This is a genomic window from Herbaspirillum rhizosphaerae, from assembly GCF_046025915.1.
Classification (GTDB): Bacteria; Pseudomonadota; Gammaproteobacteria; order Burkholderiales; family Burkholderiaceae_D; genus Herbaspirillum; species Herbaspirillum rhizosphaerae_A.
On record NZ_JAQQFR010000004.1, the window covers coordinates 302,027 to 316,501 of the forward strand.

13 protein-coding genes are annotated in these 14,475 nt (G+C 56.5%); 4 read left to right on the forward strand and 9 right to left on the reverse strand.

Translation table 11 applies throughout. The features are described 5' to 3' along the window. The first annotated feature begins 80 nt into the window (after positions 1–80). Positions 81–248 carry a hypothetical protein gene (locus PQR63_RS08320; protein ID WP_408167279.1) on the forward strand — a complete coding sequence of 56 codons (168 nt, stop codon included), beginning with the start codon at positions 81–83 and terminating at the stop codon, positions 246–248. Between the two features lie 96 nt (positions 249–344). Here the strand turns inward: PQR63_RS08320 and PQR63_RS08325 are convergent, their stop codons facing one another. The 6 genes from PQR63_RS08325 to PQR63_RS08350 all read right to left on the reverse strand — a co-directional run bounded on the left by PQR63_RS08325 (position 345) and on the right by PQR63_RS08350 (position 7,053). Next, positions 345–626: a hypothetical protein gene (locus PQR63_RS08325; RefSeq protein ID WP_408167281.1), complete on the reverse strand. Its 282-nt coding sequence runs from the start codon at positions 624–626 to the stop codon at positions 345–347. A 261-nt stretch (positions 627–887) separates the two neighbouring features. Beyond that, complete coding sequence (locus PQR63_RS08330) at positions 888–1,550, reverse strand: response regulator (protein ID WP_408167283.1); 663 nt, start codon at positions 1,548–1,550, stop codon at positions 888–890. Then, the gene (locus tag PQR63_RS08335; protein WP_408167285.1) at positions 1,547–3,103 is read right to left on the reverse strand and encodes a PAS domain-containing sensor histidine kinase; all 1,557 of its coding nucleotides are present in this window, start codon (positions 3,101–3,103) and stop codon (positions 1,547–1,549) included. Before PQR63_RS08335 ends, PQR63_RS08330 begins: the two co-directional genes overlap by 4 nt. A gap of 269 nt (positions 3,104–3,372) precedes the next feature. Beyond that, positions 3,373–4,665 carry an EAL and HDOD domain-containing protein gene (locus tag PQR63_RS08340; RefSeq protein WP_408167287.1) on the reverse strand — a complete coding sequence of 431 codons (1,293 nt, stop codon included), beginning with the start codon at positions 4,663–4,665 and terminating at the stop codon, positions 3,373–3,375. Between the two features lie 538 nt (positions 4,666–5,203). Beyond that, the gene (locus PQR63_RS08345) at positions 5,204–6,163 is read right to left on the reverse strand and encodes a GGDEF domain-containing protein (RefSeq protein ID WP_408167289.1); all 960 of its coding nucleotides are present in this window, start codon (positions 6,161–6,163) and stop codon (positions 5,204–5,206) included. 128 nt (positions 6,164–6,291) lie between these two features. Further along, positions 6,292–7,053, reverse strand: coding sequence for a hypothetical protein (locus tag PQR63_RS08350; RefSeq protein WP_408167291.1), 762 nt, complete (start codon positions 7,051–7,053; stop codon positions 6,292–6,294). 371 nt (positions 7,054–7,424) lie between these two features. Here PQR63_RS08350 and PQR63_RS08355 point away from each other — a divergent pair, with 371 nt between their 5' ends. Continuing rightward, positions 7,425–8,420 carry an SLAC1 anion channel family protein gene (locus PQR63_RS08355; RefSeq protein ID WP_408167293.1) on the forward strand — a complete coding sequence of 332 codons (996 nt, stop codon included), beginning with the start codon at positions 7,425–7,427 and terminating at the stop codon, positions 8,418–8,420. Here the strand turns inward: PQR63_RS08355 and PQR63_RS08360 are convergent. Continuing rightward, complete coding sequence (locus PQR63_RS08360; protein ID WP_408167295.1) at positions 8,395–9,408, reverse strand: GlxA family transcriptional regulator; 1,014 nt, start codon at positions 9,406–9,408, stop codon at positions 8,395–8,397. The genes PQR63_RS08355 and PQR63_RS08360 overlap by 26 nt on opposite strands. A gap of 153 nt (positions 9,409–9,561) precedes the next feature. On the opposite strand from PQR63_RS08360, the gene ilvD reads away from it, so the two are divergent. Then, positions 9,562–11,424: a dihydroxy-acid dehydratase gene (ilvD, locus tag PQR63_RS08365; protein ID WP_408167297.1), complete on the forward strand. Its 1,863-nt coding sequence runs from the start codon at positions 9,562–9,564 to the stop codon at positions 11,422–11,424. A gap of 233 nt (positions 11,425–11,657) precedes the next feature. Here ilvD and PQR63_RS08370 read toward each other — a convergent pair whose 3' ends face one another. Continuing rightward, a complete protein-coding gene (locus tag PQR63_RS08370) occupies positions 11,658–12,128 on the reverse strand; it encodes a cupin domain-containing protein (RefSeq protein WP_408167298.1) in 471 nt (156 codons plus the stop codon). 224 nt (positions 12,129–12,352) lie between these two features. On the opposite strand from PQR63_RS08370, the gene PQR63_RS08375 reads away from it, so the two are divergent. Continuing rightward, positions 12,353–12,697, forward strand: coding sequence for a hypothetical protein (locus PQR63_RS08375; RefSeq protein ID WP_408167300.1), 345 nt, complete (start codon positions 12,353–12,355; stop codon positions 12,695–12,697). Between the two features lie 87 nt (positions 12,698–12,784). On the opposite strand, the gene PQR63_RS08380 is transcribed toward PQR63_RS08375, so the two are convergent. Next, complete coding sequence (locus PQR63_RS08380) at positions 12,785–14,266, reverse strand: MDR family MFS transporter (protein WP_408167302.1); 1,482 nt, start codon at positions 14,264–14,266, stop codon at positions 12,785–12,787. Positions 14,267–14,475: the final 209 nt, after the last annotated feature.

A 14,475-nucleotide genomic window follows, 5' to 3' on the forward strand; every position in this document is an offset into this window, starting at 1 on the left:
GATTGGAAATTTCAACCTAATGAGTATGCTGTAATCAGCAACAGAGGAATTTACTCAATGTGATTGGAAAAGGGGGCTGTATGACTTACGGAATCAGTTTCACAAACATCGGCATTATTCTTCTCGACGTGCTGCTCGTCTGGGCTTGCCTGAGCGTCGACAAACATCTGAAACTGCTCGACTACGAAGATCAGAAGTTGAAGGAACAAGACGAGTACCGCTACAAGCAGATTTCTCATCTTCACTGATCGTGGCGAAGTTGCTGTACCTATCGTCGCCACTTCTTCAACCGTCGCAGCTATACCGCCTCGCGGCATCGCTTCACATGATCAATGGTGATGCCGTCAAGGCGAACCTGTCTCCGCATCCGGTTCATCGGCATCAAACTTCCTGCGCAGCGCGAGTTGCTGCCGCTCGCGCGCTTCTTTATTGCGCTCAAAATTAGCGGCGTTAATCTTCGCCTGTTCTCTGGCGTGCTCGAACACCAGCTTTTCCAGCGGGCTTCGTTCGCATCCTGCCAGCAAAGAAAGCAGCAACGGAAATACGTAAATCAATCGCATGTTTCTACCCATCGAGACAGACATCGGTGACGTATGCAGGGCATTTTTTATGGTGGCAGTCTCCATGCCGCTATTCATCCCGACGTTCGCGCAATACGGTCTTTGCGTTCATTGTTCTGGTCAGGCGATACACGGGACACATGGATTTGCTGTTGGCATGCCACTGCCGGGGCCGCGCGGAAAGATCGGACAGGCGCAGCGCGGGCAGCCTTGATACTAAAGGCTATGCAGCGATATTTCTGTAGGGAAAGCATGACAAGTGCAGGGGAATATCCCTACACTTGCGTCGGCAACGATGCGCGAAAGTCAAGGAGACTGCGGAGCGGACTACTCCAGTGAAATCAATCCATGATGAATGGAGAATTTGACCAGGCTGGGCAAGTCGCTGACGCCGATCTTTTGCATCAGCCGGCTGCGGTAGGTCTCGATGGATTTGGGCGACAGCGACAACATCGCCGCCACTTGCGCACTGGAATGTCCTTCTGCCACCAGTTGCAAGACTTCTCGCTCCCGCGCACTCAAGGCATCAAGCGGCCCGGTGACACGGTGATCGAGAAGATAGTCGTCCACTACCGTGTCGGCAATTTTTTGACTCAGATAGCGTTGACCGGACTGCACTACGCGAATGGCGTTGACCAGTTCCGACCCGGCGGAATTCTTCAGCAGATAACCTCGTGCACCGGCCTGCAGTGCGCGGAAAATATGCTCCTTCGTCGCGTACATTGAGAGCATGATGGTCTTCACGCCCGGCGCTTCATCCTTTAGCAGTATGGTCGCTTCGATGCCATTCAGATTGGGCATGGCGATGTCCATGATCACGATATCGGGACGCAGACTCGCGACTTCTTTCACAGCCTGTCTGCCGTCGCTGCCGGAGCCGACCACCTTGATATCGCTATGTACTTGCAGCATTACCGCCAAGCCGTCTCTGACGATGGTGTGGTCATCGGCGATGTAAATGCGGATGGGCGCAGGCATTGCCGTGTTCATGATGAGAGTTCCACGACGACTTCGACGCAGGTGCCTTTGTGGGGTTCGGAAATGATCTTCAGATTGCCGCCCAGCGCCTGCGCACGCTCGCGCATGGATACCAATCCCCAGGTCGGCTTCGACTTTTGATCCCGATGTACGTTGGGCACGAAGCCGACGCCGTCGTCCATGATGGTCAGCGTGACAGAGTTCTGCAAGATGTTGAGCATCACCTCGACATTGGTTGCGCGTGCATGCTTGGCGATGTTGGTGATGGCGCCTTGGGCGATGCGAAACAAGGAAATTTCCAGCTCCGGCTCCAGGCGATCGGCAATGCCGTAGACATCCACCGTGAACTGAAATCCGCAGCGCTCGGCGAATAATTCGCACTGCCAGCGCAATGCAGCTTCGAGACCGTAATCATCCAGCACCGGTGGCCGCAGCTCCGCCATCAGGCGCCGTACCGCGTCAGTGGTGTCATCGAGCAGCACGATAGAATCTTTCAGTCGCGCTTCCATGCCGGTCGAACCTTCTCCTGCGATCTCGCCGCTCATGATGGTCATGTTGATGCTGAGTGCCGCCAACGCGGAACCGATGGTGTCGTGCAGTTCCTGCGCGAAGCGACGCCGTTCGGCTTCTTCCACTCTCGCCAGCTCGCGCGAGACATCGCGCAGTTCGCGTGTCAGCGCCAGCAGATTTTCTTCGGACTGTTTCCGTTCGGTGATATCGACATGCGAACCCTGCAGAAAAATCGCCTTGTCGTTTTCATCCAGCATCGCCATTGAGCGCGACAGGATCCAGCGGAAACCGCCGTCGCGATGGCGCATGCGGTACTCGATTTCCAGCGATTCCTTGGGCGCCTCCAGATAAGACTCGGTCGCCGTCACCGCGCGTTCGCGGTCGTCGACGTGGATACGAGACACCAGTTCATCCATGGTGTCGCCGATCTCATGGTCGGCATAACCGATCTGGCGCTTCCACTCGGGCGAGAAGTAGAACTGATCGGTGCGCAGATTCCAGTTCCACAATCCGGTATTGGAGGCGCTCACCGCAAGCTTCAACTGCCCCAGTGTGAACTCCAACTGCGCGGTGCGTTTGAAGATGCCTTTTTCAAGTTCGTGATGCCGCTTTTCCAGCGCTTCTTCCGCTTCCTTGCGCTCGGTGATTTCTCGCAAAAAGGTAACGACGCCGATGAAATCCTTGCCGCGATTGACCATGATCGGGCTGGCGCTGACTTCGAGCCAGCAGAAGCGGCCATCCAGACGCGTCATGCCCATCATGACATTGCTGACCGGCTGTAACGACGCGCCGGCAATCACCATTGGATACTCCGCTTCGTCGAAGGCGGTGCCATCGCTTTTCATGGTTTTTCGGTAACGCAGCAGCGCGACCATATCAGCCATGGCTTCTTTCGGACACTCAAGGATATGCTCCGCGACGCCATTGCAATCGAACACTGTCCCGTCTTCGTGCTGCATGACGATGCCATCCGTAAAGGCATCTACCAGCGCCCGGTACAGGTCTTCCTTCTTGAGGCAATTGTCATCTGCCGATGTGCAAATCAGACTCTTCATATCATTCGTATGGATTTTTTATTTTTCTGTTCTTGTCGATGGCCCACTGCTGATTTTTCTTGGACGCGCGGTAATCCGCATGTCTTCAGTCAGTCGGGCCGACACTTGCTGAGCGGCATCAGCATAACAGCAGACGAAAGTCTTTGAATGTTCTTTACGCTAGCAGCGTGCAAAAGAATGGGTAACGTCTGCCGACTGCCTTTAATCTTGTCAATCTATCAATACACTGGTCAATCTTCGTTAGTCGCTGTCCGTGCTTGGTGTTTGGATTATTCATCAGCGCTCATGTTCTCCGAAACACTATCGCCCCATTCAAAGGCTTCCTTCTGTACGCTGTAGAACTCTTCTGCAGAAAGTTGGAAATTACTCAACATCTCATTGAGTTGAGCCGGGCTCAGCAACTCCGGTTTTTCAACTGATTCCACCAGCAGCAATAGACCGCCGTAGAATCCGCCGCGCGACAGCAGTGCTTCTCTGATCTCGATGGATACGCCGATCTGGCCGATCACGTCGGCGATTTCCAGGTTGAACAGAGCATCCGTCAGCGACAGTACGCCGACCATGAAGGCGGTATCGGATTTGTTTGGACGGCGCGGCTGGATCTTCTGCGAGAGCAGCTCGCACATCTTGCCGCGCGTCGCAGCCAGGATCATCAGCGGTGACGAGGCCGATTGCCGGTTGCTGTTGGGATTGGCATACAGGAGGATTTGCAGCCAGCGTTTCAGTTGCCGGTCGCCTAGCACCAGCAAGGCCTGACCCAGCGATGCAATGTGTCGGCGGAATCCGCACAAAGGTGTGTTCACCAGACGCAGCAACATGAGGCTCAGTGCGACGTCTTGTTTGATGAAGCGCACGATTTCGTAGTTGTTGGCACCCTTGATGATCAGCGCCAGGATCTGCATGATGATCACGCAAGACGCACTCAGCTTTTTCCCTTGGAGGACATCCGGTTTGGCGAAGTAATAGCCCTGGTAATAGTCAAAGCCATAGTCGCGGCACAGTTTGAACTGTTCGATGGTTTCGACCTTTTCCGCCAGCAGTTTTTTCCCTTTTTGCCGGAGACTGGCGCTCAGGGCGGCGATTTCTTCAACCGGCATTTTCAGGACGTCGACCTTGACGATGCGCGCAAACGGCATGAGTTGATCGGTACGGTCCGATTCTCGCACCAGATCGTCGATTGCAAAGACATATCCTGCCTCGCTCAGCGTTTCGATACGGCGCATCAGCGGCGGTGTCAGTTCCACGGTTTCCAGAATTTCCAGGATGACGTGATCCTTGGGCAGCACGAAGACCACGTCACTCATCAGGATGGCGGCATCGACATTGAGGAAAGCGGTCAGTGAGCCGATCACATTGTGCAAGCCCAGTTCGGCGGCATGTTCGATGACTGCCGCCGTCGCAGCAGCGTCGTCGGTAACGGTGGCGCGATTGATGGCAGTGCTGCGGAACAGCAACTCATAGCCGATCAGTTCCTGCTCAATGTTCAGAATAGGTTGCCGGGCAAGGAAAAAATCCTTCGCACCCAGATCCGGGACTTCCATGCTCACAGCAGCTACAGCCATATTCTTGTTCTCCCTTATTCGCTGTTCACGCGCTTGCAGGTGCACGTGACAGGGCGTCAGTGCGCCTCCTTGTGCATCCATCAATCGCGATGTGACTAAACCATCAACACAGGTGACATGCTGCAGATCGTTTTTTGCGGAAAAGCTCGCTCGCAAAAGTAATCGACTCCTCCGGCGGTGGTACCGTCGGAAGAGAAAATGCTGAAATGTGGGACGCGTTCTTGAGCAACTGGCGCGATCATAACAACGCCTTTTGGCTTTGTATGTCGGGAAACCTTGATCGGATCTCACTGCTTGGCCGCAAGATGCGTTTTATCGCAAGCGATTGTGATGCCAGTTTGTCATTACTGGTTTGCAGAGGAGAAAGTACGAGAAGAAGGAAAAGAAGGCCGCGATGATGCCAGCCTTTCTCGCAGGCTGGAAAGTTGGTAACGACCCGTCGACGATCTCACCACGACTTCTTCGTCCATTGTGCATGTGCGAGAAAGCGATTTTGGCCGGCGGCGCCGGTACCCACCGCACCGCTGTCTGGCACTAATCAAGGAATACTGATCAGGGAATCGTCCTGATACCGCAGCACCCGGTTGCGCCCGCCGTTCTTGGCCTGATAAAGCGCCTTGTCGGCTTTTGCCATCAGCAAGGTACAGTCTTCCATCAGGTCTGGTTCTGATGACACCAGTCCGCCCGAAAAACTATAGGAGAAATCCGGCGCGATCTGCCCGAGGCGTTCTTTACGCAAGGTTTCGTTGATCCGGCTCAGGACCAGCAATGCATCGTCCAGTTTGGTTTCCGGAAACAGGATGGCGAATTCTTCTCCGCCCACGCGGCCGACAATATCCTGCGAGCGCAGATGGTCGCGCAAGAATTTGGAAAAATGCCGCAACACCTCGTCGCCGGCCGGGTGGCCGTATTTGTCGTTCACTAGTTTGAAATGGTCGATGTCGAGGATGCCGAAACAGAACTCATGCTTGTAGCGTGCCGCCCGCAAAAGCTCTTCATGGAAGCGGCTCAGGATATGGCGGCGGTTGGGCAGATTGGTGAGTTCGTCGGTCTGTGCGATGTGTTCAATCTTGGCGATGGCTTCCTTCAATTCCATCTCGGTCTTCTTCTGCAGCGTGATGTCGGCGAAATGCAAAACCAGATGTCCGGAAGGATAGGTTTGCTCACTGACAAGCAGCCATCGCCCATCCATCAGATCCGTCTCAAATCGCCGGAAGGGTTTGGAGCGTGACACGCTATGCACATAGGCCAGCCAGGATTCAAGGGAATCCCATTCGATGTTGACGCCGCCCCGATGCACATACATCCAGGTCAGCCAGTCGTCCTGCGTCCAGCCTTCCATGGCGCTGGCATCCAGGCCGAAGATGCAGTCAAAGGCCTGGTTATGAAAAATGAAGCGGTCTTCTGCGTCGAAGACGGCAATCCCATTTTCCGTAAACTGGATGTGATGCTCCATGACTTCCAGGAGCGTGGCTGGTTGGGATTTGATCAGTGCCATGCAAACATCTCCGGTTGACGGCGTTTCGTCCAGCGTAATCCTCGCCGCACATTGATGTCAATCAGCTAACGCCGGGTGTTCTTTTACGGTCACGCGCTTTAGTCTTTTATGCTCAAAAGCAATGAAAATCAGAAGGCGTATTGCACCCGCATGGTGAAGCTCTTGGCGGAACGACCGGAATTCTTGCCCAGCAGGTAGGCTGTTTCGTACAGGACCTTGTGGCCGTTGGGCAGATACAAGGTGCCGAACAGCGCGGGGCCGGCGCGATGTGACTGCGTTGCGGTGCTGTTCCAGTTATCCCATCGACCCAATTCGCCGAAACCCTGCAGGCCGAAGTTGAGCAGCGGCTTCCAGTGCTGCCGGACTTGCCACTGATAAACCAGTTGTGTGGCGTTGTTGTCGGCGGTGGTTCGGTAATCGCGCTGCAGAAACACATTGGCATTGAGTTGCGTTCGCCAGATCTCGGTCTGGAACACCGGCCCCCATTCCAACCCATACCCATCGCGGCGCGTGTATTGCTCGATGTTGGTATGGATGGCGAGATCAAACCAGTACTGTCCCTGCGTCAGCAGGAAATCGTTTTGCCAGTTGAGGCTGCTGAACTGTGTGCCTTGGGCTGCAGTTTGGGTAGTCGTACCATAGACCTCGGTGTACCAGCGCGAGTTGACGCCATAGCCGATGCCCAGCTCGGACGATCCAAACGGCGGTGCGTCGTTTCGTTTGGCATTCCAATATTTGTAGTCGACCGAGACTTGATTGGCGTCGCTGTAGACCGACACGAGGTAGTAGCCGGTGGCCGCGTTGGCGTCATGGCCGGCGATTGCACCGACGGCGAGCATCACTGCAACGGCAATGACTTTTACTGCGGCGAACGGCTGTGTTCTCTGCATCGGAATCCCCCTGTTCCGGTGTTGGCGCAATGCCCCGGTTGTTTGGCTAAGCATACATGGGAACCCGGAATTTGTTATGGACAACATGCGCTTTCAGGAGATCAGACGAAGTGCTCTGTCCCCGAAGCAATACTGGCGCTTATTTGTGCTCAATCGTCACAGTGCCTGATCGATTTGGGGACAACCCGCATGCGTTTGGGGACAAGCAGGAGAAGAGCGCTCACAGGCGGCAACCGCTCGTGCAGAATCAAAAGCGTCCAGCCACAGGCCTGTATTCAAATACCTCAAATGCCGATCCGAAGTGACCGGTAGAAGCCGCTCAGTCGTTCAGCAGCCCAGTGGCCGTCATTTATTTAATCATTGGAGTTGTCATGGAATCTTTCCATCCCAGTCGCACAGTCCTCACCAGCCCTCGCGTTCAACAGTCGGTTCGCTATTTGCCAGTCAGCCTCTTCGGCTCGGTCATGAGTGTCGCAGGGCTTTCGCTGGCCTGGCGTCTTGCCCACAAGGCCTATGGCGCCGACCTTGCCGTATCGCAGGCCATCGGTATCCTCGCGCTGGCGATGTTCGCCATCCTGAGCCTGTCCTACCTGAGCAAGCTCATCAAACATTCTGAAACAGTGAAGCAGGAGTTCACGCATCCCGTCATCGCCAGCTTCTTCGGCACGGTGAGCATCAGCATCCTGCTGTTGTCGAGCATCATCGGCAGCTACAGCGCTTCGGCTCAATTGGCCGTCTGGATCATCGGTACGGTGCTGACGCTGGTGCTGAGCATTGTCATGATTTCCCGGATGCTGAACGGCAATGCCGCGCCCGCCACGGTCATGCCGGCCTGGCTGATCGCCGGTGTCGGCAGTCTGGATATCGTGGTCAGCGGCGGCGCTTTCATGGAGGGATGGGCTTATCAGGTGAACCTGCTTGCCGCAGCCGTTGGTAGCGTCTGCGCCATCGTTTTTTTCATTCTGATCTTTTCCCGGCTGATTCACCATGATCCTCTGGTGGACGGCATGCGGCCGTCGAAGATGATACTGATGGCGCCGTTCAGCGTCGGCTTTATCGCGTATGTGAATCTGGTGCACCGTGTCGACATGTTTGCGTCGCTGCTGTTTTATTTCGGGCTGTTCCTGTTCGTGATCATCTTCTATCGCCTGATGGTGAAGCCGCCGGCGTTTTCACCGTCGTGGTGGGCGATCGGCTTTCCGATGGCGGCGTTGACCAATGCCGCGTTCATCTATGCGGGTACCGTCGGTGGCGCCGGTCTGGCGCTGATTGCTGCCGCTCTGCTGTTCTTGCTCACAGTATCGATTGCGGTGCTGGCGCTGCGCACGCTGCATGGTTTGTTCAGCGGCCGTCTGCTGATTGCCTGATTTCGCTTTGTGCAAGAGAGGGCGATTTGTCAGCGTGAATCAGGAAGCGCTCTCGGTAGAGCTTGGGCGTGGTGTTCAGTTGGCGCGAGAAGATCATCCGCATCTGTGTCGCGGTACTGAACCCGCAACGGAAGGCCACGGTCTTCAGCGGCACGTCGGTTTCTTCCAGCAGCTTGCGCGCAAAATCGATGCGTACCTGCTCCACGAAAACAGATGGCGTGACATGAGCGTGTTTGGCGAAGGCGCGTGAGAAAGTACGGCGGCTGACGCCCACGGCGTCGGCGATGTCTTCGATGGTCAAGGCTTCGCTGATGTGGTCGGTCACATATTTCAACACCTTGGCAACCAGCGAATCCTCATTGGGCCCGACCGCGAGATAAGGGCTGTACTGCGATTGTCCGCCATCGCGGCGGATGTAGACGATCAGGCGTTTGGCTACGTTGATGGCGAGATCATGGCCCCAGTCTTCTGCGACCAGTGACAGACAGAGATCGATGCCGGCAGTAACGCCGCCGCAGGTGAACAGGTTGCCGTCACGCACGAATATCTTATCGGGACGGACGTTCAGATCGGGGAATTGTGTTGCCAGCCGCGCGGCGTGATCCCAATGCGTGGTCACTTCCCGTCCCGCAAGAAGACCGGCGTGTGCCAGCAAGAACACGCCATTGCAGACGGCGCCGAACTTGGTTGCTTCACAGGAACGCGCATTGAGCCAGGCAAGAAAGGCCGGGTCCGGACGATAGTCTGGCACCCTTGGGCCGCCCGCAACCAGTAACAGATCGCTGTCGGCATGGAAGTTGGGATAGTCGAAGTGCACCTTGAATTCAATGCCGCTGGAACACATGACGCTATCCGGCCGTTCGCCAACGAGTGTGATGTCGTAATGGTCTTTCTTCGGCAGTAGCAGATTCGCCTCGGCGAACACATCGAGAGGTCCAGCGACATCAAGCGCTTGCACGCCATCGAAAACCACCAGCGTCACTTTCATTCCATCATTCCTTTTTCTCGCCGGGCATGAATTATATGCAATACGAATTACAGGGCATTCAATTATATATTGGACAGTTGGTTGCGAAAACGGCACCCTTGCGCTTCAATTTTCCGCTTTCATTTAGTTTGCTGCCCTGAGGAGACACCCAACATGCCAGTCTATCGTTCCCGTACCACCACCCAAGGCCGCAACATGGCCGGCGCTCGCGCATTGTGGCGCGCCACCGGCATGAAGGATGGCGATTTCGACAAGCCTATCGTCGCCGTGGTCAATTCGTTCACGCAATTCGTTCCGGGCCACGTCCATCTGAAGGATCTGGGCCAACTGGTGGCGCGCGAGATCGAAGCATCCGGTGGCGTCGCCAAAGAATTCAATACCATTGCCGTCGATGACGGTATCGCCATGGGTCACGGCGGCATGCTGTACTCGCTGCCATCGCGCGACCTGATCGCCGACTCCGTCGAATACATGGTCAACGCGCACTGCGCCGATGCGATGGTGTGCATCTCCAATTGCGACAAGATCACACCGGGCATGCTGATGGCCGCGATGCGCCTCAATATTCCTGTGGTGTTTGTTTCCGGTGGTCCGATGGAGGCGGGCAAGGTAGTCAAGGTCGTCAACAATGATCGCAAGGTCATCAAGCTTGATCTGATCGATGCCATGATCAAAGCCGGCGACGCCACCGTATCCGACGCGGACGTGGCCGAAATCGAACGTTCCGCCTGTCCCACCTGCGGTTCGTGCTCGGGCATGTTCACCGCCAACTCGATGAACTGCCTGGCCGAAGCGCTGGGCCTGGCGTTGCCGGGCAACGGCACCATCGTGGCGACTCATGCTGATCGCAAGGAACTGTTCCTGGGCGCCGGACGCCTGATCGTTGAGCTGGCCAAGCGCCACTACGAGCAAGACGACTATTCGGTTCTGCCACGCAGCATCGCCAGCAAGGCCGCGTTTGAAAACGCGATGGCGCTGGATGTATCGATGGGCGGCTCCACCAACACCGTGTTGCACTTGCTGGCTGCGGCGCACGAAGCGCAGGTCGAATTCACCATGGCCGACATCGACCGCATCTCGCGCAAGGTGCCATGCCTGTGCAAGGTAGCGCCGATGACCGACAAGTACCACATCGAAGACGTACACCGCGCCGGCGGCATCATGGCGATCCTGGGTGAACTGTCGCGCGCCGGTCTGCTCGACACCTCGTTGCCGACCGTGCACAGCAAGAGCATGGGCGAAGCGATCGAAAAGTACGATATCCGCATCAGCAGCGATGCGGCCGTGCACAAGCTGTTCCGCGCCGCACCGGGTGGCGTGCCGTCGCAGACTGCATTCTCGCAGGCTGAGCGTTACGAACACGGCGATCTCGACCGCAGCATCGGTTGCATCCGCGATATCGAGCACGCCTATTCGAAGGACGGCGGCCTCGCGGTCCTGTACGGCAACATCGCTGAAAAGGGTTGCATCGTGAAAACCGCCGGCGTGGATGAAAGCATCCTGAAGTTCTCCGGCAAGGCACGCGTGTTTGAAAGCCAGGATGCAGCCGTCGAAGGCATCCTCGGCGACACCGTGCACGCCGGCGACGTCGTCATCATTCGTTACGAAGGTCCGAAGGGCGGCCCGGGCATGCAAGAAATGCTGTACCCGACGTCGTACATCAAGTCCAAGGGGCTCGGCAAAGCTTGCGCCTTGTTCACCGACGGCCGTTTCTCGGGTGGTTCCTCGGGGCTGGTGATCGGTCACGCTTCGCCGGAAGCGGCTGAAGGCGGCGCCATCGGTCTGGTGGAAGAGGGCGACATGATCGATATCGACATCCCGGCCCGCACGATCAACCTGCGAGTTAGCGCCGAAGATCTGGCGCAACGCCGTGCCAAGATGGAAGCACTCGGTCACGATGCATGGCAACCGCTGGGCCGTGAACGTGTGGTGTCGCAAGCACTGCAAGCGTACGCAGCACTGACGACTTCCGCCGATCGCGGCGCAGTGCGCGATTTGTCGCAATTGAAGCGTTGATCGACTGCGTTAGTTGGTTAGCAAGTAAGTATCCGTGGCGGAGAGTATTGCCGGCACGGATACGCGATCAGCTGCAGCATTCTCTGTATGTCACCGCGGTTCATCCCGAACCATCGCCTTTTCTCTCTCGCTCTGTCTTTTTCAATACGCGTAAATCCTGGAAGCAGGCCGGCAGGACAGTGACATCGCACGGCCTGTTATAAAGGCATTTCAAAAGTGCCTTATGCAGACGCTCAGTTAACAAACGCAATATCGTCCTTGCCCTGAGGCGGGATCTTGATCGCCAGGGCTTTGACCGGCCCGTTGGCGACGACAGCGCCTGCGTGCGGTGTTCCTTTGGGGATGATGATCAGCGTGCCCGGCTTGAATTCCTTGAGCTCGCCGCCCACCCACATCGAGCCACTGCCTTCAATGATGTACTGGATCTCGTCGGTCTTGGCGTGAATGTGCTTGTTGACGTTGCCCGACTGAAGATTGATCGTGGCGTTTTCCGTATTGACGAGCGTCTTCGAGTTCAACTCGGGATATGGCGTCTTGGGGAGCATCGCATGGGTGATCGTGTTGAGATCAATCACTGCAGGCGCCAGCGGCGCCTGTTCAGCATGTGCGGTGGAAATCGCGTGCTGGGCTAATGGCGATACCGCAATGCCGGCCACGAACGCACCGACAACTGCAATGGAGAGAACCATGATGTTTTGACGCATATGAGATCCTTTTTTAATCATGTCAGATTGTGCGAATGGTTCATGCAGATGGTGGTGATCGCAACACCGCCACCGGCTCACAATTTACACCGTATCGCCGTGAAATGCGTTACACGCATGGCCTCGATCAGTGATAAATTCCTTTCCGGAGCAACAGTCGGGTTTCCTCCCGGCACAGTGTGGACTTTGTGGGCCAGGTGGACTATCGGGAAAGGGAAGCAAGCATGCAGAGCAGTTCTTCAGCATTCAGATTCTGGTTCGTGCTGGGAATCGTGATTCTCATTGCCGGTTTCGCCGGCGCCTATCTGATCAAAACCAGCGCTGTTGCGAGCGCATCGGCGCAGTACAGCCTCGTCGGCGGCCAGGCATATCAAAGCGAAGAATCAAAGCAGGATGCGGATAGCGTGCAGAGGTTCGGCGGTGCACCCGCCATGATTGTGGCCGCCTACAAGCGCAAGCTGCACAATCTGTTTCAGGGAGAGAGTCTGGCGTATGTGCTGGCGATTGCTGCCGTCATTCTGGCAGGGCTGTGCTTTCGCACCGCCCTGAATGCGGAAAAAAGCGACTGACGGCGCCGTTGTGCGGAGGGTACGTCGAATGAAATGGCCTGTCAGCCATTGCAGCTGACAGGCTTGCTATCGGCGATATCAGATATGTCAGAGATTTTCGTGCGGCGACACCTGTACGTTGCGTCGCAGGGAAATGTGCGGTACCACCATCGCGGCCAGCAGCACTGCGATTGCAATCACAAACATCATCACAAAGGTAATGTGCAGCGAATGATGCAAGGCATCCTGCACCAGCATATTTTGCACGCCGCTGTCGGCTTGTGTATCGAGCAAATGCTTGATCTGATCGGCAGTCACGGGAACCGAACCCGGCGCATGCGCGAGTCCGTAATTGAGCACCGCGCCGAACAGTGTTGCGCCCAGCGTATTGCCCAGATTGCGCGAGAAAAGATTCGATGCCGTGGCGCTGCCGCGTTGGCGCGGCTCCACGATTTCCTGAATCAGCACCAGCGAGCTGACGCTGGCGATACCCATGCCAAGCCCCATGATCAGCGAACCGATGCCGGCCATCAACGGCGAACTATCGGGCGTGAGCAGCACGAAGAACAGTGCGCCCAGCGGAATCACACCACTGCCGAACACCATCAATTGCCGCAGGCCAAAACGATGCAGTGATTTTGCCGTGGTCGTCGCGCCCAGCGGCCAGCCGACCATCATCATGGTCAGCGCCAGACCGGCGACAACCGGCGTGCGATGCAACACGCCCTGCACATACACCGGCAGGAACGTCGTCAATCCCATCATCGCCATGCCCACAAACACCGTCGCGCAATTCGACGCTGCAATCGGGCGATGGGCCCAGATGCTGAACGAAATCATCGGATCGGCCGCACGCCGTTCCTGCAATACAAATAGCACCGTACAGGCAGCGAAGATGGCCAGTTCGATCAAGGCGTGTTCTGTGTTGGACGCACCGATGTCGGTCAGCGCAAACATCAGCGCACCGATCGCGGCGGTAAACAAGACGGCCCCCGGAATATCGAGAGACGGCTTGCCGTGCCGCTCGCCTTCCCGCAAGAACATGACAAAGCCGACTGCCGCCGCCAGGCCGATCGGCACATTCAGCCAAAAGATCCAGGCCCACGACATATCGTGAATGATCAGGCTGCCGACCAGCGGGCCAAGCACCGCCGATACCGCCCAGACGCTGGCCAGATAACCTTGCACCTTGCCGCGTTCGCGGGCCGGATACAGATCGGCGACGATGGTCATCGACACGGGTTGGATCGCTCCTGCGCCGACACCCTGAATCAGGCGAAACACGATCATCGCGGGCATTGACCAGGCGAAGCCGGCCAGTACGGAACCCAGCAAAAAGATTGCGATACCGGCCAGCATCACTGGTTTGCGGCCATACAGATCGGAGAGTTTGCCGAACACCACCGTCATCGCCGTCTGCGTCAGCAGGAAAGATGAAAACACCCAGCTGTAGAGGTGCAGTCCTCCCAGTTGCGTGACGATTTGCGGCATGGCGGTGGCGACAATGGTGGCTTCGAGGGCGACCATTGCCATGGAGGCCATCACTGCTGCGATGACGAGGTGGCGTTTTGCTTGGATTGATTCGGACATGGCGTCGGTTAGGAATAGCTGCCTGATTCTGTTTGACTCACCGCAACATGCGCGGCGTCGGCCTCAACAAAGGCGACCGTCAGATGGGGGGCTGGTGTCGGGCATTATGCCGTGTCTCGCGGAAACCTGCAGGCAGGAGGAATTGTCTGCTCTTATAGAGCAGCTATGGTTTGCTCCTCAGTCTGTCTGCGCTGATTGTTTTTGGTCCT

Coding starts and splice junctions, on each gene's coding strand:
- PQR63_RS08320 (WP_408167279.1), top strand. CDS start 81: ATGACTTACGGAATCAGTTTCACAAACATCGGCATTATTCTTCTCGAC.
- PQR63_RS08325 (WP_408167281.1), bottom strand. CDS start 626: ATGGAGACTGCCACCATAAAAAATGCCCTGCATACGTCACCGATGTCT.
- PQR63_RS08330 (WP_408167283.1), bottom strand. CDS start 1,550: ATGAACACGGCAATGCCTGCGCCCATCCGCATTTACATCGCCGATGAC.
- PQR63_RS08335 (WP_408167285.1), bottom strand. CDS start 3,103: ATGAAGAGTCTGATTTGCACATCGGCAGATGACAATTGCCTCAAGAAG.
- PQR63_RS08340 (WP_408167287.1), bottom strand. CDS start 4,665: ATGGCTGTAGCTGCTGTGAGCATGGAAGTCCCGGATCTGGGTGCGAAG.
- PQR63_RS08345 (WP_408167289.1), bottom strand. CDS start 6,163: ATGGCACTGATCAAATCCCAACCAGCCACGCTCCTGGAAGTCATGGAG.
- PQR63_RS08350 (WP_408167291.1), bottom strand. CDS start 7,053: ATGCAGAGAACACAGCCGTTCGCCGCAGTAAAAGTCATTGCCGTTGCA.
- PQR63_RS08355 (WP_408167293.1), top strand. CDS start 7,425: ATGGAATCTTTCCATCCCAGTCGCACAGTCCTCACCAGCCCTCGCGTT.
- PQR63_RS08360 (WP_408167295.1), bottom strand. CDS start 9,408: ATGAAAGTGACGCTGGTGGTTTTCGATGGCGTGCAAGCGCTTGATGTC.
- ilvD (WP_408167297.1), top strand. CDS start 9,562: ATGCCAGTCTATCGTTCCCGTACCACCACCCAAGGCCGCAACATGGCC.
- PQR63_RS08370 (WP_408167298.1), bottom strand. CDS start 12,128: ATGCGTCAAAACATCATGGTTCTCTCCATTGCAGTTGTCGGTGCGTTC.
- PQR63_RS08375 (WP_408167300.1), top strand. CDS start 12,353: ATGCAGAGCAGTTCTTCAGCATTCAGATTCTGGTTCGTGCTGGGAATC.
- PQR63_RS08380 (WP_408167302.1), bottom strand. CDS start 14,266: ATGTCCGAATCAATCCAAGCAAAACGCCACCTCGTCATCGCAGCAGTG.